The following is a 20,947-nucleotide window of genomic DNA, read 5'->3' as shown; positions in this document are numbered from 1 at the left end:
ATATTTATTATAAAAAGCAAAGATTCCTACTAAAATTCATACAAATCGAGCAGGAACTTCTCTTTGTATTGACTTTATCTAATTTATTTATACAAAACTTCCAGACTCAAGCCGTCATCTTCTCGATTATAAATAATCCTATCAATCAACAATCTAAAGGCTCTATTCTGTTCGCTTGGATCAATCGCACTCGACCACAATGCCTTAAACAGGAAATCTACCTCAAACCTTCGTCAATGATTTGTCAAAGGTCCGTTATAAATTTAACTATAAAGCAATATTCCGTTTACTCTACATAATCGGGTGAACTTAATTTTGAAATAACTTATTAAAAAATTATCATTTAATGATATGAATTGACTTATATCATTAAATCAGCGGCATTACAATAAATTCTATTAAAATCAATTTTCTTTAAATTAATGAAGTATTGTACTATACCATTACCAAATATGCACAGAATCCCAGATGTCATTTGGAAGAATCCAGAATGTCATCTGGAAAAAATCTCAAATGTCTCGCATTACTAGATTTAATATTATCTAGATTTAATTATATGGGGTAGTCGGTTAGCTCCTCCTGTGAGTTAATAAAATTTCCGGGGCTGTTAAGGCTCAAATTGGAAAGAGCACTATATTGGGTGCTCTTTGGCATTCCGCCGGTGTGACATTGCTGAATTATACTGGCGTTCGGAAACTCTACAAAGGTCGATTTGTAAGGGCCGGTATTGGTAATAATAAACCTGAAAAGAGTTAAATAACTAGGAGTTGATCATGAGCGTGACAAACGGTGATGGAAAAAGATTAACCGCGATCGAAAGAGGCCACTTATGGAATACGTATATGCATGAGTCTTTGATCCACCATATTATCATCTGCTTTGCGGTTCATATCCATGACAAAGACCTGGCAGAGCTGGCTACACAATGGCGTGATATGACAAAGCGAAGCCTTGATATTCTTATAAACCTGTTTGAGCAGGAAAAGATTCCAATTCCCCGGGGGATTACGTCTGACGACATATACCCCGACGCCCCCAGGCTATTTTCGGATAGGTTCTACATGGTTTACGCTGTCAACATGGCTCGTTTCGCGATACAAAGCTATGCGATGGCCTATGCCCAAAGTTCCCGGAAGGATATAAGGGAGACGTTCGAGCACTATATTAACCGGCTGACCCTGATCAATAAGCAGGCTGTAGACCTGGCTCTGGCAAAAGGGGCGTATGCGTATCCGCCGCCAATTTCGGTTCCTCATAGAATCGATTTTGTCCACGACAAGAGCTATTTTTCCGGACTGTTTGGAAACAAAAGACCGCTTACGGCGCTTGAGATAACCCATCTGTTTGTCAACGCCGAGCTTAACGCGGTTGGAAAAACCTTTATTACCGGCTTGGCCCAAGTGGCTAAATCAGAGGAGATACTTAAATATTTCCTGCGCGGGAAAGCAATTGCCGAAAAGCTGTTTAGCTCGTTTAGCGACGTTTTATTGCAAGACGGCGTTTCGGTGCCTTCCTCGTATGACAGTGAAATAATAAGGACTACCGAATCGCCATTCTCCGACAGGTTTATGCTTTATCACATAAATCTCCTTAACACTGCTGGGTTTGGGTCCTACGGAACGGCTTTAGGCGTAAGCCCGAGGCTCGACCTGGGTTGTCTTTATATAAGGGTAATGCTCCAGACTGGGTTATACGCTAAGGCTGGCGCTAACTTGATGGTCAAAAACGGCTGGCTTGAACAACCACCCTCTCCGCAATATCCCAAAGAGAGGAGAGAAAAAAGCAAATCAGTCGCAATGGTTCCGTCGCCGGCTATGAAGCCTCTGGATAAGCAGCAAGACGGTCAGGATGAAGAATAAACATAATGCTTTGTTCGCACGAGGTCTTGCAGGTATTGCTCCTATATCTGTTGGATAAATTAGTAAATGGGGTAGCCTCCTCATTACAGTCCCCAATCAAACCCATAGGTTACATCGGCTTCCGTAACCGGCTCAGCTACAACCGCCTGTTCGAGAAGCCTTCTAAAGACCAGACCTCTGCTTTGAGACGTGCGCCGGTTGAAACGGAACGTGAACTCCTCCAAATAGGATTGCAGGTGCTCAGGAGGATACAAAGGGACGAGGATACAAAGGGACGGTTCGCCCTGTTTCCTGGAGGATACAAAGGGACGGTTCGCCCTGTTTCCTGTACACCACCATTAACGTAAATTTTCTTATTCTTGCTTAATTTGCCATACAAACACCAAACTCCTGCTAAATAAATACAAATTTAGCAGGAGTTTCCCTTTTGTTGTTTCTATTTCATTATTTATACAAAATATCTAGCTTCAAACCATCAGCCTCACGGTCATACACAATCCTATCAATTAACAATCTAAAAGCTCTATTCTGCTCACTCGGATCAACAGCATTAAGCCATAAATTTTTAAATTCATCAATCCTCTTCATTACCATCTCTACAGTCACCAGATTAACCTGAGATGCCAATGCGGTTTTACAATTCTCTATCTCTGCTTCTAACTCTGCTTCTAACTCATTTTTAGTCTTTTCATGTCCAGCAATTCGGTCACTTAACCGCTGTTTTGGCATCTTACCATCTTCATAAAGTTCAAATAGATTTTCTATTGCCTGTTCAGTCTGCGCTAACTCCTTCTGCTTCATCCCACATAATGCTTGAAGTTCCTGATACTGCTCATTTATTTCATCTACCAATTCAAGTGTCTGCTCATCAAGCTTAGTTATCTTCTGATATAAAGCTTTATAGAAAGCATCATCCAGTTTTCGACCTACCTGATCACATTTTGAGAAGTGTCAGGGGGACGGGGTTAGTGACACACCATGTCTTTTCTATTATTGTCGGCAACCCCGTCCCCTTGACATCCTATTAACTGTAAATAATTTTGATGGAATGGTTAAAAATACGTCATTATTTATTTTAAAACCATTTTTCTCATAAAAACCAGATATGTTTTCTTTTGTTTGTACTAACCACTCTGTATCTGGAAAATGTTGCATACATTGCTTTATAAGTTCTTTGCCAATTCCCTTGCCTTGAAATTCTGGATCAACTAATAAATCATAAATTACGGATCGAAATGTCTTATCACTAAGCACTCTCACTGCTCCAACCAAACGGTCATTTTCAAATGCTGAAATAACCAAAGTTGAATTTATAAAGGGTACATTATAATACTTTATCATATCCAACGTGTCAGACCCATCTGACCAACCTACAAGCACAAATAATCGATGCAATTCCTCGCATGATAAATCCTTTTTTATATCATTATATATTATGCTCACAATATCACCCTCCGAAAATATAAACTTTCTGTATCACTTTAATATTAAGAAATTAGCCCGAATAATATTTCTTAGCTACAATAAAACCATACTTATCCATTATAAACCATAATTACAAGATTGATCGACCCGTAGTTTGTCTATATTCTATAACAATGAAATTTACCAGTAAATGCTAAAAAAAATTATGCTGGCGTAATCACGCCAGCCTGAACCCGCTCATTCGACTGGATAATCTCTTCAACTTGCTTGTTCAACAATGAAGCATGGATAAATAGCAACGATGAGCAATTATTTTAATCTCTGTTTTTTATGCACAGAAAAATAAAAAGGCAACCTCTGTCAATTCGTTGACGAAAGTTATCCTTTGCATAATACTGTTTTGGGGGAGGCTCACATTAAAAAATGTTACTTTAGTGAACATGGCACCACTGTCATGTCAAAATGGAACAAAAATAGCACTCCTTGAATTTACTGGCTTCGTAGGCATTTTCTTGTTCCATTACGTGTCATTAAATCGTTCCAGTACATGCCATTAACATATCTCTCAAAGCTACAAATTACCTGGCTTTACGCACTTTGAACTCACTTCCATAACATGCCACACTGTACCATCTAATCTTAAAATAGACATTAGGCAATAATTTGGCCAATGTCTATTTTACGCGTGAATCTTTTTCTATTTGATCACCTGCTTGCAAATAGTTAACATTACATAACTTTTTAACATTTACCACCACAAAATGTTATTGAGATGATTAATCGTAATCCGTGTCGCGGGGACGGGGTTATTGACACCTGCGCATTTATTACCAATAACGCTCTCCATTAGACACCCCACTAATACTCACCTGTGTTCTTTTCTCAAGTTCCCTATCTTTTTATCACTTCTCGCGTTACTTCCATCCGGCCTATTGATTCGAACTAAACCTTTAGGCAAGCCACAAACTTGCGCAATTCTTCTTTCAAACTAAACTACAAAAGAATTTTATGTGGATATTATCAAGATCATTTATATAACCTCATTATGAGGGGAAATCGTCAGGATTGTACTCTGCCGCAAGAGTATCATAAATAAGCTTTAGTTCTTCACATTTATAGGAATAATGCACAGAATCTTCATTTCTCATGGGTTTAGAGGATACAAAGGGACGGTTCGCCCTGTTTCCTGTACACCACCATTAACGTAAATTTTCTTATTCTTGCTTAATTTGCCATACAAACACCAAACTCCTGCTAAATAAATACAAATTTAGCAGGAGTCTCCCTTTTGTTGTTTCTATTTCATTATTTATACAAAATATCTAGCTTCAAACCATCAGCCTCACGGTCATACACAATCCTATCAATTAACAATCTAAAAGCTCTATTCTGCTCACTCGGATCAACAGCATTAAGCCATAAATTTTTAAATTCATCAATCCTCTTCATTACCATCTCTACAGTCACCAGATTAACCTGAGATGCCAAGGCAGTTTTGCATTTCTCTATCTCAGCTTCTAGCTCAATTTTAATCTTTTCATGACCAGCAATCCGATCACTTAACCGTTGTTTTGGTATCTTCCCATCCTCATAAAGTTCAAACAACGTTTCTATCGCCTGCTCAGTCTGTGTTAACTCCTTTTGCTTCATCTCACATAATGCTTGAAGTTCCTGATACTGCTCATTTATTTCATCTACCAGTTCCAGCGTCTGCGCATCAAGTTTAGTTATCTTCTGATACAAAGCTTGATAGAAAGCATCATCTAGCTTCCGACCTACCTGATCACATTTCGTACCATCAGGATAGGTATAGACACACATAGCCGTCCAATAGCCTCCATTCTTTGTTTCCCTGCGCTTAAACTGCATCCGTCTACCACACTTCGAACAAGAGGATACAAAGGGACGGTTCGCCTCGTTTCCTTTACACCCCATTAACGCAAAGTTTCTCATTTTACTTATTTTGCCACACAAAACAAAACTCCTGCCAAATTATACAAAATCCAACAGGAGTTTCTCGTTTTCACTCGATATCCAGTTTATTTATATAAAACCTCCAGCCTCAAACCATCAGCCTCACGATATCAACCAATAACCTAACTGCTCTATTCTGATCGCTTGGGTCAATCGCAGTAATCCATAACGCCTTAAATTCGTTCCTATAAATCTAAGAGCATTTGAAAAAATTCTATTTTATCTCCACCACTGACAGTTTTCTCACCCTCACCATTAATATGAAAACCACACTTTTGGTAGCATCTTATTGCTCTATTATTTGTTTTTCGTACATTCAAGCTAACCTTATTAAAATTAAGTTCTTCCCGCGATTGCTCAATAGCTAAAATTATTGCCCTTTCCCCAATACCCTTACCAAAGTAATCCGATTTACCTATCATTATTCCCAGAATAGCTATATCGCTATTTTCTTTATCCTTTTCAAGCCATACTACCCCACAATCGGTTTCATTTGCCTTTATGACAAGGATACAAAGGGACGGTTCTGCTGTTTCCTAAGCTTTAACTACAATGTTAAATGTAAGTCCACTTATTCGCGCTATTTGTCTGATTGATACCCCTTCACTTGCTTTAAGCTGTCTTAAATATCCATCTCTTTTTGTTTTTTCCATAGTTTGCAATTCACTAGTCTCTATATTGCCCAACACTTGCTTCACAATTTGTTTTGCCTCTTCATCCGTTAATCTGGGTTTGTTCTTTATTTCAAAAAAATTTGCTCCTTGCTCATCCATAAAATCCACAAATATTTCTTTTGCCTTTTCAATGTCTTGCGAAAATATTTCAAGAACAAAAGTTGTATCCACTATGTGAGGATTCCTTATATATTCGCCATAACTACTCCATGGATACTCGCCTATAATAGGCGTGATATTTGCTTTGATAGGGTTTTGGTGTATGTATCGTACTAATGACAATAAATAACTATCATCTTCAATTACTTCACTTTTGTATCTATCTTGAAATAAATGACCAGACCGTTTGTATTTCCAATTATACCAATAAACATAGCTTACTCCTATTCGTTTCATTATGCTTTCCAACGACTCGTTATTCACTTTTATAATAAGGTGGACATGATTATCCATAAGGCAATAGGCAAAAATGTTAAATCCACATTTCTGCTTATAATGCTTTAAAGTATCAATAAACTTAACTCTATCTTCATCATCTTCAAATATAATTTGTCTGTTTATTCCCCGTAGCATTATATGATATATTCCGCTATTACTTTTCTTCCGGGCAGTTCGTGGCATTTTACTCACCTACTTTAACGCTTTTCCTCTTATCATATCATAGAAAGTTAGGAAACGCCAGAACCGTCCCTCTGTTTCTTTTTACCAATCATTTCAGAAATAGCATGTGATGATTTATCGATTTTTGTTTCATCTTCTGTTTTAAAACAAAATCTGCATACATTTTTTTTATCTTTATACATTTCTTTATCTGATAAATATTCTTTTTTAAGACTAATGTCACCTAATTTATCTTTAAGTACAATTCTATCGTACAAGCAAATTCCCCCCTAAATGTTTTTTTCTTCGTCCACACTTTTACTATTTCTTAGAAAATTACATCATACAACTCTTTTTTCATTTAATCTTTGAGTTATTCGCTCTTTTTGTTTTGCATCTGCAGGAAGGCTCGCTCTGGGTCTTCTTTATATTGCTGAATCCACTTATAAAGTGTATTTTCATGTACCGCCCAGTTCTTCAGCTAAGCTGGGGCAATGTGCGCTCTCCGTTTATATATAGTTTTACAATATCTTTCTTAAACTCTGGATCAATTCGTTTTCCTTTCACTAGGACACCTCCTGGATTATTGTACCAGCCATTTAGTGTTGTCCTCAAAAGGCAATACGGCTACAAGGAAATTAATCCACTATCTTTTATTATGGTAGTAGGATTCGCAATATTTAGTTTTTAAGCTTCCAATATCTAAATTATTAGCGGAAATAATCTCTTGTAACTTCTCATCATTTAGATCATTTAAACTATAATTCTTAAGTTCTTTGATAAATTTCTTAATATTATTTTTTAAATCCCTTAATTTTGATTTTCTTATAATTTTTACGTCATGAGTAAAATTAGCATCGTATGCTAAGGTCTTTGTTGGTATAACAAGAAATCTTGTTACTGACGCATCCCTATATTCTTCCTCAAACCATCCACAATGAGAATTCATCTGACCTGCTTCTGACTTAATTATCTCACTTCTGTCGTCCTTTACTTCACTTTTACATTCAAACATTATATATTCGTTTGGTTTAACACACCACAAGTTATCAGGTCCTTTGCGAAACATTTTATCAGGTCTTTGACTATTAAAGCCTAACAGTTCCCCAATGCTCATTAACGCAGCTTCAAACTTCTCAGCATCCATACCAAAAGACAAATCATCCAGAATGCTATCTACTTGAATAATCAATTCAGTATATTGTCGATACTCTGATACCCATTCTTTTATTTTTCCAATCCTATTTCCACTAATATAACTAATCTTTTGATATGTAATTCCGTCTTTAGGTTTTAATAAATAATGATTCTTGGTAAAAGCTATCTTTTGAAATTTATTCGATTCCGACACACTTATCATATAAGTATATCTTGCCAAACTCTGTAAATACCAGGCCTTTTCTCTTTCATCTTCTAATAAATCTATAGCTTTTTGTATAGTTTCTATTGCTGTTTCATAACTATTTTCGAAATATGCTTTTTCCGCTATACTTTCAAGGTTAAGTAGATCATATACGGATGAATTTTCTATTCCTTCTTCTACAGAGTTCATCTCTTCATTGTAATATTCTTTCCATCCTTCATCCCGATTTAAGGATTGTTGAACTAAAGAACATATTGTTTGTATGGGATCTTCTTCCGAATCAGTATCATCTTTAGCCATATTTGCAATTTCAAATCCAATTTCTATTTGCTTTTGAGTTTGCTTAGAAAAGTAAACATTGCTACTAACGCTTTTAACAAATTTTACTAAGTCCGACCCTATGATCAACACTACACTATAGTCTTTTTCACCTCTAACACTTCTACCTAATCCTTGTTCTATTTTTTGAGCAATTTTTCTATTTATTGTTTCGCTGTTAGGGCGACAACTTTCCTCATATCTATCAGATAAAGTGTCGGAATATGGCAGAGAATCAATAATCAAAACCCGGCAAGATTCGTCGGGTAAATCTATACCATCATATCTATTATAAATAACTAAAGTTTGTCTGAATTTCCCAGACTTCAATTCAGCAATATCATCAAATATACTATTAGTATTAGTTATTTTAGCTCCGTATGGTTCATACAATTTCGCCTTGTTAGAAGAGGAAACGAGAGCAACTATGCCATATTTCTTCTTCCCGGTTCTTCCAAAACTCTTAATGATAGATTCCCTGTCACACCCGTCATTAATTAGTGATGGAATTAAAACCATTTTTTCTCCTGCCCACTTTGAATTTATATCCTTTAATGGGTTCATAATGGCATCAACTTTAAATCCTAGTCCATTAATAAAAAATGAATCATTTTGGGTCGTCGCTGACATCAATATTCTCGATTTTGCAAAATTGAATGTTCCAAAAAGATGAATTGGAACATAATGCGGAGATAATTCAATCTTCCTGTTGCTCACAAATGCTTTGCACTTTTCTATAGAATTCTTTAACAATTTCCAAGCAAAACCAATTTCAAGACTATTTTTGTTCTTTGATAAAATTTTCAATACTTCACTTTTTTTACTTTCCCACGCCCAATATGGAATAGGTAACATCGCATCATAATCATCATTTGTGATATCAAGATACGTCCCTTCGCCTTGTTCGCTTAAATCATCCTCAAATAAACTCAGCATACTTTCATAAGCTTTTTGGTTTTTCTCTTTTGTTACATTAATCGTAAACGCATCATTGATTACGTCTATACAAGCGTGAGAGTCGTCAATAATAATGCAGCCCACTTTAGTATAGGAAGCATCTATTCCGAATATAGTTTTTCCATTAAAAACTTTTTGGGCATGTGTTATTAAAATACTTTTACCCATCGTGAAAGCATCCGGAATCACGTTAGAACCATCAATTGTACAGTAACCCACGCCAAATTTATCCGCTTCGGCGCAAACTTGTTGTACTAAGTATTTATTAGGGCAGATATAAAGACAAGGACCTTCTTTTGTACTTAACTTAGACATAAGAATAAGTAAACCAATCAAAGTCTTTCCCGCACCTGTATGGAGTTTAATTATTAAGTCCTTATCTTTTTTTCGTTTCTTATACCATTCGTCCAAAATATTTAATTGTGCTGGTCTTAATGGACCGGCAATGCTTTTTCAGTCTAATGATTCATATATATCAATAGGATGATTTTTTATTTCACTATCTAATTTTTTCAATCGTTTTTTAAAATCTACTGCCATTGTTTTTATCCACCTTTCCTACTCAATCCATTCCTCCGGTATTAATTTACGTCTTTCGCCCCTCCATTCACAAACTTTATGCAAATGAGTTAGATGACGGTTATTTGGCTCACTGTATTTAATTACCATGAAATAATTCATCGCTATTTTATTCCCTAAAACAAACAGAATCCCTGCCAAATTAATGCAAAAATTGGCAGGGATTTTATTGTTTTACAAATCTACGTATGAACCTCTGTCAATCGCCTGACAAAGGTCCTCTTCTTGACTTTATCCATTCGATAAGCGAATAGCAATTAACTATTGGGAATTGATTAGTTAATACCTCTCCCATAGAAAAATTTTTAGTTACAAATAATCCTGATACATCTTTTATATTGTCTGCTTCTACACTATCCATCCCAATTAATGGTAGAATGTTTTTTAAATTTACCTTTATAAAATTGACCTTTTTTTTCAATTTATTCATTTCATCATTTTGAATTCTTTTCACTTCGTTCGCAACGGATGAAATATTTGTTTTCAATTCGTAATTTTTACACTCAATGACATATAAATTGTGTTGATAATATAATAATATATCTATCTGCCCAGGCGGTTCAATGTATGGTGGTTTATCACCAATTTTTTTAAAATCATGGAGAATATTTTTTGTAAGACTATTTTTTAATAGTTCATAAATTTCAATCTCAAATTCTTCATTTATTTCTTTATGAATTTTTTCAAGTTCAATATGTAATTCTTTTAATTCAATGTTGTTATAAAAGACATCATTAATAAGAGACATTAAGGAAGATATTGACGTGTCAAGGGGACGGGGTTGCTGACACCTAGACGTGTCAAGGGGACGGGGTTGCTGACACCTTATTCAAGCTACTCACAGGGACAGTTCCGCCGAGTCAGATACAACATAAATTCTATTTCCTAATCTCAACATTCTGTTAACAAGCTAAAACTCCTGCCAAATTCATACAAATTTAGCAAGAGCTCTTTCTTTTATTGATACAAAACTTCCAATGCCTTAAACTCATCAATTCGCTTCTGAACCATCTCCACAGTCACCAAATTAACCTGAGATGAATGCTATTGCTGTTGCTAGAATCAATTATGTTCAGAGGCTTTAGCTTTGAGTAATTTCAGTCGTTATCACGGCGCATCCAACTTCTTTGATTACAGGAGGGGCATTTTAAATATAGCCTTGAAAAATAGTGCGGCGTCACTAGCATCTTATATTTACTAATCTTCAATTTTTTTCCACAGTTTAAACAAAAAAAATGTTTATTCTTCTCGATATAATTTAAACGCAATAAGCTGATTATTAATACTATCAACAATAGTATTAATGTCATGAACAGTATTAAGCCTTGCCGTTCCACTTCAAATCCCTCTTCTCTCACAGCATCTATATCATATTTATACTCAAATAATATGCTTTCGAATAGCTTCAATGAATTTCTCGTTTTCCTGATGAGTTTTAATCGCGACTCGACAAAATTCACCGTCTAACCCTTCAAAGTTTTCACAATTGCGCAAAATTACACCGTCTTTTTCTAGAAGTTCACGTACATGAGGAAAAGGTGCTGGAAAAAAAAGATAATTTGCGCTACTTCCCCATACCTCAATTTTTAAATTGCTCAATTCCGTAAGCAACCATCTTTTTTCTATCTGAAGTAGGTTGTGCATGTCCTTCAGATATTCTTTATCCTCCAATGCAACAATCCCGGCTATCTGCGCCAGAACAGAAACACTCCATGCCTGTCCCGCCGCAAATATACGATGTAACAATTCCTGATTGCCAGATATGCAAAAACCTAATCGCAAGCCTGGTATAGCATATAATTTTGTAAATCCATCTATGATGACAAGATTTGAATATTCACCAATTAACCCTCTAGCAGTATACTGTTCCGGCTTGTCCAAAAATCCAATAAAGCTCTCGTCTACAACCAAAGTAATGCCATTCTCCTTGCACCTATCTAGTATTTTACGGAGAAATCCCCTATTAATGACTTTTCCTGTGGGATTGTTCGGATTGCATAAGAAAAAAACATCAACCTCTTTAGTAAGTGTGTTGAAAATTGTTTCCGTAGTTTGAAACCTGTCCTTTTTCTGTAACAAATGATATTTTACCGTACACACTGTATTGCATAGAGCTTTTTCATAGTCTTCATAGGTAGGAGCTAAAAGAATCGCTTTCTTCGGTCTTTGTGCATATACAATCCGATATATGGCATCATCCACACCGTTGACGCATAAGACCTGCTTCGCAGATATACCAGAATAATGCTTTGCAATGGCTTCGGACAGACTGATACATTCTGCATCAGGATACAACGAACACAGCTCAAGCCCCTTAACAAGAGCCATTTTAACCGATTTTGGCATTCCCAATGGATTCGTGTTGACACTTAAATTTGTTGTACCTTTTTTATATTTTCCAACAACATCATATTTTTGATTTATGTTCATGACTTAGTTCTTCCTCTCCATGGTCATCCGTCGGCTGCTCTCTAAAAACCGCTTCAAGTTCTTCAGTAACAATATATCCGACTTTTTCTATACCTGACCTATCGATTTTCTTTTTACTGTTGAAACTAAAGCATTACATTCAACATTCCCATAAAAATACAAAAATCCTGCCAAATTAATACAAAATTTAGCAGGAGTCCCTTATTAAAATTTATATTACTTGTACAACACCTCTAACGTCACCCCATTCTCTTCACGATCATATACAATCCTATCAATCAACAGCCTAAAAGCTCTATTCTGCTCACTCGGATCAACAGCGTTAATCCATAAATTTTTAAATTCGTTAATCCTCTTTTTACCTTTTCTAGCTTTTAATTCCTACATAAAACTTAACGCCACCATCCGACTTATGATTTTCATCAGTAATTACATTCAAAAATTCTTTACTGAATTCAATATATTTTTCTTCCATATATGATTTTAATTTTACCATTCTTTCTAATCTATTTTTCCATGCTTCGACTATTTCTGGAAGAGCTTTCCCGTTAAAATTCAACTCTATATCATACCAATCTTCTTCATCGATGATTATATCTAATCCGTTCTTTTCCATTATATTTCTTATCTTTTTGCCAATTCTAAAGTCATAACAGCTTTTCTCTGATTCTTTTTCAAATAACTCAATATCCTTAAAATACTTACTATTTTGTGGTAAATGATTAGAAAATAATCCATCTATATCCACGATAGCAAACCATCCTTTGCTCTTTAAGGATTTTGCCCAATTTGAAATAAATTGATAGGGATTTTCCATATAAGCTATCGTAAAACTCATCCAAATTCCATCGCATTTTTCTAAATTACATGGCGCAAAAGTAAAAATATCTTCCAATAAAAACTCACAATTATTAGGTTTATGTTTATTCGCTTCTTCTAACAATAATCGATTATTATCCAAACCCACTACTCTATTTACTTTGCTAGAAAGCAGTTTTGATACAACACCAATTGAACATCCCAAATCATATACTGTTTGAGTTTCATTTAGTGGTATCCTATTCAAATATTTTTCCCACTCCCTCCATGTATTTTGATTTTTATATTCTTCAATTAATGTCATTTGTATTACCTCACTTAATTACTGTAAATATGAAATTCCATTAAAATAAAGAAACTTCCTGCCAAATTCATACAAATTTAGCAAGAAGCTCTCTTTTTATTGTCTTCATTTAATTATTTGTACAAAACTTCCAGACTCAAACCATCATCCTGGCGATTGTATACAATCTTCTCAATTAACAATCTAAACGCCCTATTTTGCTCGCTTGGGTCAGTCGCATTAAGCCATAACGCCTTAAATTCGTCAATCCGCTTCTGTACCATCTCTACCGTCACCAGATTAACCTGAGATGCTAACGCCATCTTACACTTCTCTATCTCTGCTTCTAGCTCATTTTTAATCTTTTCATGACCTGCAATCCGGTCACTTAACCGCTGTTTCCTAAAATAACATTTCAACAAAAGGGACAAGAGGCAGGTTCCTTGTCCCTTTCAAAACTTTTCATTATACTTTGCTACATTGTAACATTCTGTTAACAACATAAAATTCCTGCCAAATTAATACAAATATAGCAGGAGTTTCTCAATTCATTACAATATCCAGTTATTTATACAAAACCTCCAGCCTCAAACCATCAGCCTCACGGTCAGGAGATACAAGGGGACGGCAGACCAATGTCATAAAGCTTAACTTACATAATTTTACACGGAACGTTTTTTGTTAATCGGATATTTATTTTTTCTTGAAGGTTCTCTTCGAGGAAAGCTCCTGTTCGGTCGTACGGGGACAAGATTCTTGGTTATATTACTCATTGCTTTATCAAATAAAATTATTCGTTTTTTAGGGTCGTCCTCATAGAAACACTCTATTAGTGTTCTCGTCATCTTTGATATTAATATATTCATGTTCACTTTATATTCGTATTTCAAACCTTCTTTATTTAATTTTGCGGTTTCATTTGCTTCCGCTTTTGCCATGGTCATAATGTTTGATAAATATATTGTTGCATAAAAATCCTGCATGATAGCAATCGGATTAACTCCTGAAAAGTTTTCAAGTTCATATCTGCTTTTTAGCTGACTGTATTTAACTTCAATTCCCCAGCGTTTAAAATAGAGAACTTTGAAATCATCAGTAGTTAGATCCACATTCATAATATTGGTAACTAGCTTTTCTACTTCGCCAGTTGGCAAAATGACGTTAATTATTCTCACTGTTAAAGTCTTATTTTTATGAGTAAGCGTAATAAGTTGATCCGGATTATTTGCTCTGTCAAATTCCGGATGAAATTTATTAACCTTTACTCTCATCAAGTATTTCAATTGTTTGCTTTCTAAAAAATCAAACATATCTTTTGATGGATAACCCCGATCAAATAAAAACAGGTCATTTTGAAAGCCTTTAAGTTCAAGTCTTTCAATAAGATATTTTGCTACATCTCTTTCGGCAGCTTTCCATGTGCGGATATCAGATTCAAGTATGATATCATTTTCTATATCATATATTACACATACCATCGCCCTTGCTTGCTGCCTATCGCTTTGGTTATGATAATATCCGAAATGTTCTCTGTTATTAACTGTATTTGGAATTTCAGTAATGCTGCCGTCAATCGAAAGCAATCGATAACCCTTATACTTATTAAAGTCACCATCGCTGTAAAACCAATTTATATATTTTTCATTCAGCTGTATAAACGCATCTGGTTTAATTTTTTGTCTCAGTTGCGAAAAGGCTTGTTTTGTCATAGTATTTTCCCCGCCTAAAAATTCAAACCAATCATCTATTTCAATTTGTAGCGTTTTTCTTAATCCTTTTAAAATGAAATATATTGCATCCTTAAAATTCATTTTAGCAGTATTTTTTGTAAAATATGTGCTTTTGGTACGGTTGGTGAGCATAAAAAGAGAATCATTAATTTGCTCTTTGGCTATTTCAAGAGAAGTCATAAATTTTTTTAACATCATTATATCACCCAACAATGAGAGGATATACCCTAAAAGGGGTATTCACCTCGATTATTGGGATACTTCTAAAAAGTCAAGTGTTTTTACGATTTCTCAAAATTTTTCTGGTTTTCAATCAATTACCTATTTGTTACAGTTAAGCTTTATGACATTGGACGGCAGACCGTGTGAAAACGCCCTTAATATTTCACTGTAAAAATGATTTTTTACTAGACAAAAACCCGCACCGTCACTAATTGATACTGGAATATAAAAAAAATGAGAATCAGCCTTGTTTATCCCAGGGCTAGTTCTCGTTTTTCCCGCAGTCTTTTTAAAATTTCTTTCGGTCCTAATAGATTTATGGCTCGCCTAAAGTTATAGGCCAAAAAGGACAAAGCAATCTCCCCGCTGACCGACAGCTTTCGCTTGGTCAGAAAGTAGTACGCTCCCCATCCTCGTTTTATTGTGCCAAAGACGTGCTCTATAATCATTTGCCTAAGCTGATATTTTTCCTTGTTAATTTCAGTCTGCAGATCGATAGTGTCTAAAAAATCCTGATCGACATGACGGCAGATACTACGTCCTTTTTGGCTCTTAGTGCAGCGCTCTTTATATTGGCAGGAACTACAGGCATCATAATTTCTATACTCGTATCCATAAATCCCTCTAGCTTTGCTACTTCGGTTCTTAGCGAAATATAGCTCTTTGCCTGCTGGGCATATGTATACTTTCTTTTCGGAATCATAGCGAAATCTATCAGTATAAAAGTCTCTATTTCCAGTTCCATTTGAATAGACTTGCTTGGTTACATAGGGCGTGATATGTTTTGCTACACATTTTTTCAGATCTTCTGCTTTATAATAGCCCTTATCGGCTAGAACTTCTAGGGTCTTAGCTCCAAATACGGTTTTAGCGCGAAGCGCCATGTTGTCCAATTCACCAAGATCGTTTGGATTAGTAGTTACTTTAAAATCAGCAATCAACTTATTCTTAGCATCTACCGTCGTTTGTATATTATAGCTTACATCCACGTTATTATTGTTATTGCACATCAATCTGGCATCAGGATCGTTAGTGGAGATTTCGTTATCCCCGGTTTTATGTAGTTGTTCTTGGTAGTGCTCATATTTTTGCTTACGATTACGGAGTTCTTGTATTCGCTTTTGGACTTCATCGGCACTAAGTTTTCTATCAGCGGCTTCGGCTTGATCGCCAACTTCTAGATCCTTAAGATATGTATCGATTTTTTCGTCGATATATTGGATGTGTCGCTCTAGTTTTTTTGCGCTATAATTATTTCGCTTGCTATTGCAAGCACGAATCTTTGTACCGTCTATGGCTACCATTTCCTTGCCGAACAAATCCCATTCATCGCACAAACGGACAAATTGCCTAAATACAGCCTTTAGTGCTTTTTTATTATCTCTACGGAAATCAGCAATTGTTTTAAAATCAGGTTTAAGTTTCTTTAAAAGCCAAATTACTTCTATATTGCGACGCGCCTCGTGTTCAAGTCTACGGGACGAGCGGATTCGATTAAGATATCCATACAGATAAAGTTTAAGCAGATCTTTGGGGTTATAGGGTGGACGTCCATTGTTCGAGCAGACTGCTTTCTGAAATTTTAGCTCCTTCATATCCAACTGTTCAACATATTCATCGATGATACGAACAGGATTCTCTTCATGAATGTACTCGTCGAAGCTTTCAGGAAACAGATAGGTTTGATTCCGTTCTTCACCCTTTATATAGCCCATACATCCACCTTCTTGCACTTTATTCTATATCTATATTTTATCATATTTGGTCATTTATGTAATCAATAATATCTACTTTTCACACAGTCTGACGGTTCCGTTGTTTCCTAAGCTTTAACCACAATGTTAAATGTAAGTCCACTTATTCGCGCTATTTGTCTGATTGACTTGCTTTAAGCTGTCTTAAATATCCATCTCTTTTTGTTTTTTCCATACTTTGCAATTCACTAGTCTCTATATTGCCCGACACTTGCTTCACAATTTGTTTTGCCTCTTCATCCGTTAATCTGGGTTTGATCTTTATTTCAAAAAAATTTGCTCCTTGCTCATCCATAAAATCCACAAATATAAAACAGGGGGACAGGGAGTTTGTTTCTGTTTTCTATCAACTCTCCTATGAAAAACAAATCCCCTGTCCCCACGTTTCTTCCGAATTCCGTTACCTTCTCACAGGTCCCCACGTCAGTGACTGTATAATCAGCCGTATGCCATCTGCGAAACCTTGATTGTAGAATACTTCGCCAGTGATACTTTGTTGGGTCGTAAAGTATTCAGTCAACTTGGACAACCTTCTCATAGCGTCTTCTGATACTGTCACCGCTAGCTCTTTTTCCATTTTGTCTATTTCCTGTTCTGCCCAGTAGTAATCCGCCGATACCTTTTCCAAACCCATCAGGTCGCTTTCATCATGCATAAACCGCAATTCCTTCGTAGCCGTTTCAAAAACACGCATTTGATTCACTCCTTACGCGATTTGAGTTTTTTAGCGTTCGCTTAAAATATAAATCTTGCGCTTATTGTATCACGTATTCGTTTAGAGTTCGATTATTTTCTTTATTATTCACTTACTTCTTTAAGCGTTCGCTGTTGTTTTCATTTTATTGTTGTAGTAAAATAAGCTCAAAAGGAGGTCTTTTGATGCCAATCAGTTATAAAAAACTATTTCATCTTCTTATAGATAAAAATATGAAAGATAGCGATTTAAGAAAATTAGCCGGCATTTCTGCACCTACCATGTCTAAATTAAAACAAGATAAGGTAATTCAAAGTGACATAATAGGTAAAATCTGCGCTGCCCTCAACTGCCAACCTAGCGATATTATGGAATATGTACCTAACAACAAAGAGAACTGATAAAACAGGGGGACAGAGAGTTTGTTTCTGTATTCTACCAACTCTCCTATGAAAAACAACCCCCCTGTCCCCACGTTTCTTCTGCCCAAGTTTCTTCTTCAAGGCTGTATTTACCTTCAATTCTCAGCTGCTTAATACGCTTTAGCACAACATCTACTGTGCTCATTTATATCACCTCCTGTTGTACCTTTTTGGTAACTTACATCTTTATTTTACTGTACCATTTTGGTAATGTCGAGATTTATATTACCTTTTTGGTACAAAAATTTTACCATTATGGTAATACTGTTATAATTTCTATAGGTGGTGAAATAAGTGATTGCTGAAAGACTAAAAAAGTTAAGAGAAAACAGCGGATTAAATCAAACACAAGCCGCTGAAAAGCTTGGATTATCTCGCGTAAATTACAACAGGTATGAAAATGGCGAGCGGGAACCAGACAATGCCACCCTTAGCCGCCTTGCCGACTTCTTTGACGTTACAACTGATGATCTTTTGGGTCGGGATAAACAAGATAAGGTATCAGAACCCCAAAAAACCAAAGACCTGGAAAAATTTCTAGACAATCAAGAAATCATGTTTGACGGTGTAGCGCTCACCGAAGATGATAAAGCCAAAATCCGTAAATCTCTCGAAATTATCTTCTGGGATGCCAAGGAGAAAAATAAAAAGGCTCGGGCCGCAGCCAAAGCCAGAAGGGAGAAAGAAGCTAATGAGCGAGGAACGATTTGACCGCTTGGAAAAGTTAATGGAACAGTTAATCCGCGCTGTTGGTAATGTTGGTGCCGAAATGGAGGAAGTCAAAGCTAGTCAACTCCGCATGGAACAAGACTATGACACAAAACTTACCTCTTTAGCAGACGGGTTCCATCTGCGCAGAGATGAAAATACCCAACTTCGCGAACACCTTGACGAACGCCTTGATTCGATTCAAACTGACCTTTCCTATGTTGTGAGTAAAGTTGCCCAACATGATAGAAATATCGTTCAGCTTAGAAAGCAGGCAAAATAAGGGTAAAGGTCAGAAAGGAGAAAAATCATGACAAATCCTGAACTTTTGCAACTTCTTCTGCAAAAATTACCTGCACAGAAACTAGGCTTGATAAAACCGAAACTAAAAACGAAGCAGAAATCTCACTACTTAAACGCGCTAAGTAATACGGTATTACTCTGGCGTGTTTTTATTTGTCGTTTCTTTTAGAACGTTTGTTCTCTTTAGAGGTTATTGTATGAATATAAAATTGCGTGTTTCTAATCTTGTAAAAAAATACGGTAGTGCTAATCCATATTACCTCGCTAATGACTTAGGCATTGCCGTCATGCAGCTAGACCTGCCTGACAGCGTTAGGGGTTTTAAGGTAAGAGCCTTAGGCCAGAAATATATAGCCTTAAATACAACATTATCTGAGTCTAACCAGAAAGTAGTATTATGCCATGAATTAGGACATGCCCGGCTGCATCCCCGGCATATGGCTATTTTTATTGCGTTACACGAAGAACTCTCACTAAATCGGCAATACATTAATTCAATATAAGGAGGTTGAAAATGTTTAATCTTCTCAAAAGATTATTTCGTCTGAAATCCGTTAGACATCACAAGAAACGACAACAACCTGTCCTTTCTTTGGAAGCTGTAGAATCGCCTGCAGAAATCGCTAAACGTAAGAGAATAGAATATGTTAAGAAAGCAAAATGTTTTAAATCATAGTTTGAATTTAAAATGACCACCACTTCAAGTGGTGGTTTGTTGTTAGCCCTGGAAGGATACAAAGGGACGGTTATTGAAGGCTTCAATCGGAAGTTTTGCGCACAAAAAGGCTCAATTAACAGCTCCCGACTGTCAGTTGAGCCACAAAACTATCTACGCGCAAAATTTTTGATTGCCTCAGAAGAATGAAGTCGCTGGCTTCACAGCTATGGAATTTCAATCTTTTTCGACTTATTTCGATGTTTTCTCATGATTATAAATGTGTACATTGCAATTTTATCTTATCCAGGCCGAACTGCAAATAAGCCATCGCGGGAGCGATTTCGTTCTTCCGTTGTTTCCTAAGCTTTAACAACAATGTTAAATGTAAGTCCACTTATTCGCGCTATTTGTCTGATTGATACCCCTTCACTTGCTTTAAGCTGTCTTAAATATCCATCTCTTTTTGTTTTTTCCATAGTTTGCAATTCACTAGTCTCTATATTGCCCAACACTTGCTTCACAATTTGTTTTGCCTCTTCATCCGTTAATCTGGGTTTATTCTTTATTTCAAAAAAATTTGCTCCTTGCTCATCCATAAAATCCACAAATATTTCTTTTGCTTTTTCAATGTCTTGCGAAAATATCTCAAGAACAAAAGCTGTATCCACTATGCGAGGTTGCTCTATATATTCGCCATAACTACTCCATGGATACTCACCTATAACAGGCGTGATATTTGCTAATAAATTACATACAGTTTATTGAAATGATTATTTTTCATTCTCACCTCTATTTTGAAAGCATTCTTGAATAAACTGCTTTCCCCAATTATTCATGGAATCCATAACACTTAGAAAATTTATTCCCCTTTGGGTTAAGCTATACTCAACTTTTGGCGGAATTACATTATATACTTCGCGATTCACCAGTCCATCAGTCTCAAGTTCTCTCAGTTGATGAGTTAAATAACTTTGTTTTATTTGCGGCATACTCTTTTGCAACTCCGAGAACCTTTTTTTACTATCTCTAAGAAGCCATATAATAACAAGTTTCCACTTTCCTCTGACTATCTTCTGGGTTATACATACAGCGCATATTTGCTTTTTCATTTCCATCGGCTGTGGGCATATTAAGCATTCATCAATTACAGTTTCTTTTCTCATGAGTCACATGTT

The 20,947-nt window shown here is 35.9% G+C and carries 23 protein-coding genes and 1 pseudogene; 6 read left to right on the top strand and 18 right to left on the bottom strand.

The window, feature by feature from the left end; translation table 11 throughout:
• Nucleotides 1-773: 773 nt before the first annotated feature.
• On the top strand, nucleotides 774-1,859 hold the full coding sequence (locus ACZ449_RS01835) for a DUF3231 family protein (RefSeq protein WP_464259394.1): 1,086 nt from the start codon (nucleotides 774-776) through the stop codon (nucleotides 1,857-1,859).
• A gap of 83 nt (nucleotides 1,860-1,942) precedes the next feature.
• Here ACZ449_RS01835 and ACZ449_RS01830 read toward each other — a convergent pair.
• From ACZ449_RS01830 to ACZ449_RS01755, 16 genes and pseudogenes are all read right to left on the bottom strand, one after another.
• Nucleotides 1,943-2,104, bottom strand: a pseudogene (locus ACZ449_RS01830) (IS1595-like element ISGba1 family transposase); the annotation flags it as partial.
• 199 nt (nucleotides 2,105-2,303) lie between these two features.
• Nucleotides 2,304-2,711: a hypothetical protein gene (locus tag ACZ449_RS01825; protein ID WP_464259393.1), complete on the bottom strand. Its 408-nt coding sequence runs from the start codon at nucleotides 2,709-2,711 to the stop codon at nucleotides 2,304-2,306.
• 138 nt (nucleotides 2,712-2,849) lie between these two features.
• Complete coding sequence (locus ACZ449_RS01820; protein WP_464259392.1) at nucleotides 2,850-3,302, bottom strand: GNAT family N-acetyltransferase; 453 nt, start codon at nucleotides 3,300-3,302, stop codon at nucleotides 2,850-2,852.
• 1,287 nt (nucleotides 3,303-4,589) lie between these two features.
• Nucleotides 4,590-5,153: a hypothetical protein gene (locus tag ACZ449_RS01815; protein WP_464259391.1), complete on the bottom strand. Its 564-nt coding sequence runs from the start codon at nucleotides 5,151-5,153 to the stop codon at nucleotides 4,590-4,592.
• A gap of 290 nt (nucleotides 5,154-5,443) precedes the next feature.
• The gene (locus ACZ449_RS01810; protein WP_464261959.1) at nucleotides 5,444-5,770 is read right to left on the bottom strand and encodes a GNAT family N-acetyltransferase; all 327 of its coding nucleotides are present in this window, start codon (nucleotides 5,768-5,770) and stop codon (nucleotides 5,444-5,446) included.
• Nucleotides 5,771-5,794: 24 nt separating this feature from the next.
• Entirely contained in the window at nucleotides 5,795-6,553 is a 759-nt protein-coding gene (locus ACZ449_RS01805; protein WP_464259390.1) for a transposase, read from the bottom strand.
• Nucleotides 6,554-6,600: 47 nt separating this feature from the next.
• Nucleotides 6,601-6,810 carry a hypothetical protein gene (locus ACZ449_RS01800; RefSeq protein WP_464259389.1) on the bottom strand — a complete coding sequence of 70 codons (210 nt, stop codon included), beginning with the start codon at nucleotides 6,808-6,810 and terminating at the stop codon, nucleotides 6,601-6,603.
• Nucleotides 6,811-7,178: 368 nt separating this feature from the next.
• Entirely contained in the window at nucleotides 7,179-9,617 is a 2,439-nt protein-coding gene (locus tag ACZ449_RS01795) for a DEAD/DEAH box helicase (RefSeq protein ID WP_464261958.1), read from the bottom strand.
• Nucleotides 9,618-9,948: 331 nt separating this feature from the next.
• A complete protein-coding gene (locus ACZ449_RS01790) occupies nucleotides 9,949-10,497 on the bottom strand; it encodes an NERD domain-containing protein (protein WP_464259388.1) in 549 nt (182 codons plus the stop codon).
• A 632-nt stretch (nucleotides 10,498-11,129) separates the two neighbouring features.
• A complete protein-coding gene (locus tag ACZ449_RS01785) occupies nucleotides 11,130-12,179 on the bottom strand; it encodes a pyridoxal phosphate-dependent aminotransferase (RefSeq protein ID WP_464259387.1) in 1,050 nt (349 codons plus the stop codon).
• 367 nt (nucleotides 12,180-12,546) lie between these two features.
• Nucleotides 12,547-13,302 carry a class I SAM-dependent methyltransferase gene (locus ACZ449_RS01780; RefSeq protein ID WP_464259386.1) on the bottom strand — a complete coding sequence of 252 codons (756 nt, stop codon included), beginning with the start codon at nucleotides 13,300-13,302 and terminating at the stop codon, nucleotides 12,547-12,549.
• A gap of 113 nt (nucleotides 13,303-13,415) precedes the next feature.
• A complete protein-coding gene (locus tag ACZ449_RS01775; RefSeq protein ID WP_464259385.1) occupies nucleotides 13,416-13,712 on the bottom strand; it encodes a hypothetical protein in 297 nt (98 codons plus the stop codon).
• A 231-nt stretch (nucleotides 13,713-13,943) separates the two neighbouring features.
• Nucleotides 13,944-15,209: an IS4 family transposase gene (locus ACZ449_RS01770; RefSeq protein WP_464259384.1), complete on the bottom strand. Its 1,266-nt coding sequence runs from the start codon at nucleotides 15,207-15,209 to the stop codon at nucleotides 13,944-13,946.
• Between the two features lie 275 nt (nucleotides 15,210-15,484).
• Nucleotides 15,485-16,948 (bottom strand): IS1182 family transposase, encoded by a 1,464-nt coding sequence (locus tag ACZ449_RS01765; RefSeq protein ID WP_464258427.1) that lies wholly within the window; start codon nucleotides 16,946-16,948, stop codon nucleotides 15,485-15,487.
• Nucleotides 16,949-17,099: 151 nt separating this feature from the next.
• A complete protein-coding gene (locus tag ACZ449_RS01760) occupies nucleotides 17,100-17,282 on the bottom strand; it encodes a hypothetical protein (RefSeq protein WP_464259383.1) in 183 nt (60 codons plus the stop codon).
• A gap of 105 nt (nucleotides 17,283-17,387) precedes the next feature.
• A complete protein-coding gene (locus tag ACZ449_RS01755; protein ID WP_464259382.1) occupies nucleotides 17,388-17,681 on the bottom strand; it encodes a hypothetical protein in 294 nt (97 codons plus the stop codon).
• Nucleotides 17,682-17,866: 185 nt separating this feature from the next.
• Here ACZ449_RS01755 and ACZ449_RS01750 point away from each other — a divergent pair, with 185 nt between their 5' ends.
• The 5 genes from ACZ449_RS01750 (at nucleotide 17,867) to ACZ449_RS01730 (ending at nucleotide 19,617) form a co-directional block, all read left to right on the top strand.
• Nucleotides 17,867-18,082, top strand: coding sequence for a helix-turn-helix domain-containing protein (locus ACZ449_RS01750; protein ID WP_464259381.1), 216 nt, complete (start codon nucleotides 17,867-17,869; stop codon nucleotides 18,080-18,082).
• A gap of 315 nt (nucleotides 18,083-18,397) precedes the next feature.
• On the top strand, nucleotides 18,398-18,814 hold the full coding sequence (locus ACZ449_RS01745; protein ID WP_464259380.1) for a helix-turn-helix domain-containing protein: 417 nt from the start codon (nucleotides 18,398-18,400) through the stop codon (nucleotides 18,812-18,814).
• Nucleotides 18,795-19,094 carry a hypothetical protein gene (locus tag ACZ449_RS01740; protein ID WP_464259379.1) on the top strand — a complete coding sequence of 100 codons (300 nt, stop codon included), beginning with the start codon at nucleotides 18,795-18,797 and terminating at the stop codon, nucleotides 19,092-19,094. Before ACZ449_RS01745 ends, ACZ449_RS01740 begins: the two co-directional genes overlap by 20 nt.
• A 27-nt stretch (nucleotides 19,095-19,121) precedes the next feature.
• Nucleotides 19,122-19,283, top strand: a complete 162-nt coding sequence (locus ACZ449_RS01735; protein ID WP_464259378.1) for a hypothetical protein — start codon at nucleotides 19,122-19,124, stop codon at nucleotides 19,281-19,283.
• A gap of 28 nt (nucleotides 19,284-19,311) precedes the next feature.
• Nucleotides 19,312-19,617, top strand: a complete 306-nt coding sequence (locus ACZ449_RS01730; RefSeq protein WP_464259377.1) for an ImmA/IrrE family metallo-endopeptidase — start codon at nucleotides 19,312-19,314, stop codon at nucleotides 19,615-19,617.
• Between the two features lie 514 nt (nucleotides 19,618-20,131).
• Here the strand turns inward: ACZ449_RS01730 and ACZ449_RS01725 are convergent.
• Entirely contained in the window at nucleotides 20,132-20,440 is a 309-nt protein-coding gene (locus tag ACZ449_RS01725) for a hypothetical protein (RefSeq protein ID WP_464259376.1), read from the bottom strand.
• A gap of 102 nt (nucleotides 20,441-20,542) precedes the next feature.
• Entirely contained in the window at nucleotides 20,543-20,935 is a 393-nt protein-coding gene (locus tag ACZ449_RS01720; RefSeq protein WP_464259375.1) for a winged helix-turn-helix transcriptional regulator, read from the bottom strand.
• Nucleotides 20,936-20,947: the final 12 nt, after the last annotated feature.

The organism is Desulfosporomusa polytropa (assembly GCF_055380075.1).
Note: the sequence above shows the minus strand (reverse complement) of the source record. Positions and strands in the feature narration are given on the sequence as shown.

Bases quoted from the DNA above. Each gene is read 5' to 3' on its own strand.
- ACZ449_RS01835 (WP_464259394.1), top strand. From the start codon at position 774: ATGAGCGTGACAAACGGTGATGGAAAAAGATTAACCGCGATCGAAAGA.
- ACZ449_RS01815 (WP_464259391.1), bottom strand. From the start codon at position 5,153: ATGCAGTTTAAGCGCAGGGAAACAAAGAATGGAGGCTATTGGACGGCT.
- ACZ449_RS01805 (WP_464259390.1), bottom strand. From the start codon at position 6,553: ATGCCACGAACTGCCCGGAAGAAAAGTAATAGCGGAATATATCATATA.
- ACZ449_RS01790 (WP_464259388.1), bottom strand. From the start codon at position 10,497: ATGTCTCTTATTAATGATGTCTTTTATAACAACATTGAATTAAAAGAA.
- ACZ449_RS01785 (WP_464259387.1), bottom strand. From the start codon at position 12,179: ATGAACATAAATCAAAAATATGATGTTGTTGGAAAATATAAAAAAGGT.
- ACZ449_RS01780 (WP_464259386.1), bottom strand. From the start codon at position 13,302: ATGACATTAATTGAAGAATATAAAAATCAAAATACATGGAGGGAGTGG.
- ACZ449_RS01770 (WP_464259384.1), bottom strand. From the start codon at position 15,209: ATGATGTTAAAAAAATTTATGACTTCTCTTGAAATAGCCAAAGAGCAA.
- ACZ449_RS01765 (WP_464258427.1), bottom strand. From the start codon at position 16,948: ATGGGCTATATAAAGGGTGAAGAACGGAATCAAACCTATCTGTTTCCT.
- ACZ449_RS01760 (WP_464259383.1), bottom strand. From the start codon at position 17,282: ATGGATGAGCAAGGAGCAAATTTTTTTGAAATAAAGATCAAACCCAGA.
- ACZ449_RS01755 (WP_464259382.1), bottom strand. From the start codon at position 17,681: ATGCGTGTTTTTGAAACGGCTACGAAGGAATTGCGGTTTATGCATGAT.
- ACZ449_RS01750 (WP_464259381.1), top strand. From the start codon at position 17,867: ATGCCAATCAGTTATAAAAAACTATTTCATCTTCTTATAGATAAAAAT.
- ACZ449_RS01740 (WP_464259379.1), top strand. From the start codon at position 18,795: ATGAGCGAGGAACGATTTGACCGCTTGGAAAAGTTAATGGAACAGTTA.
- ACZ449_RS01735 (WP_464259378.1), top strand. From the start codon at position 19,122: ATGACAAATCCTGAACTTTTGCAACTTCTTCTGCAAAAATTACCTGCA.
- ACZ449_RS01730 (WP_464259377.1), top strand. From the start codon at position 19,312: ATGAATATAAAATTGCGTGTTTCTAATCTTGTAAAAAAATACGGTAGT.
- ACZ449_RS01720 (WP_464259375.1), bottom strand. From the start codon at position 20,935: ATGAGAAAAGAAACTGTAATTGATGAATGCTTAATATGCCCACAGCCG.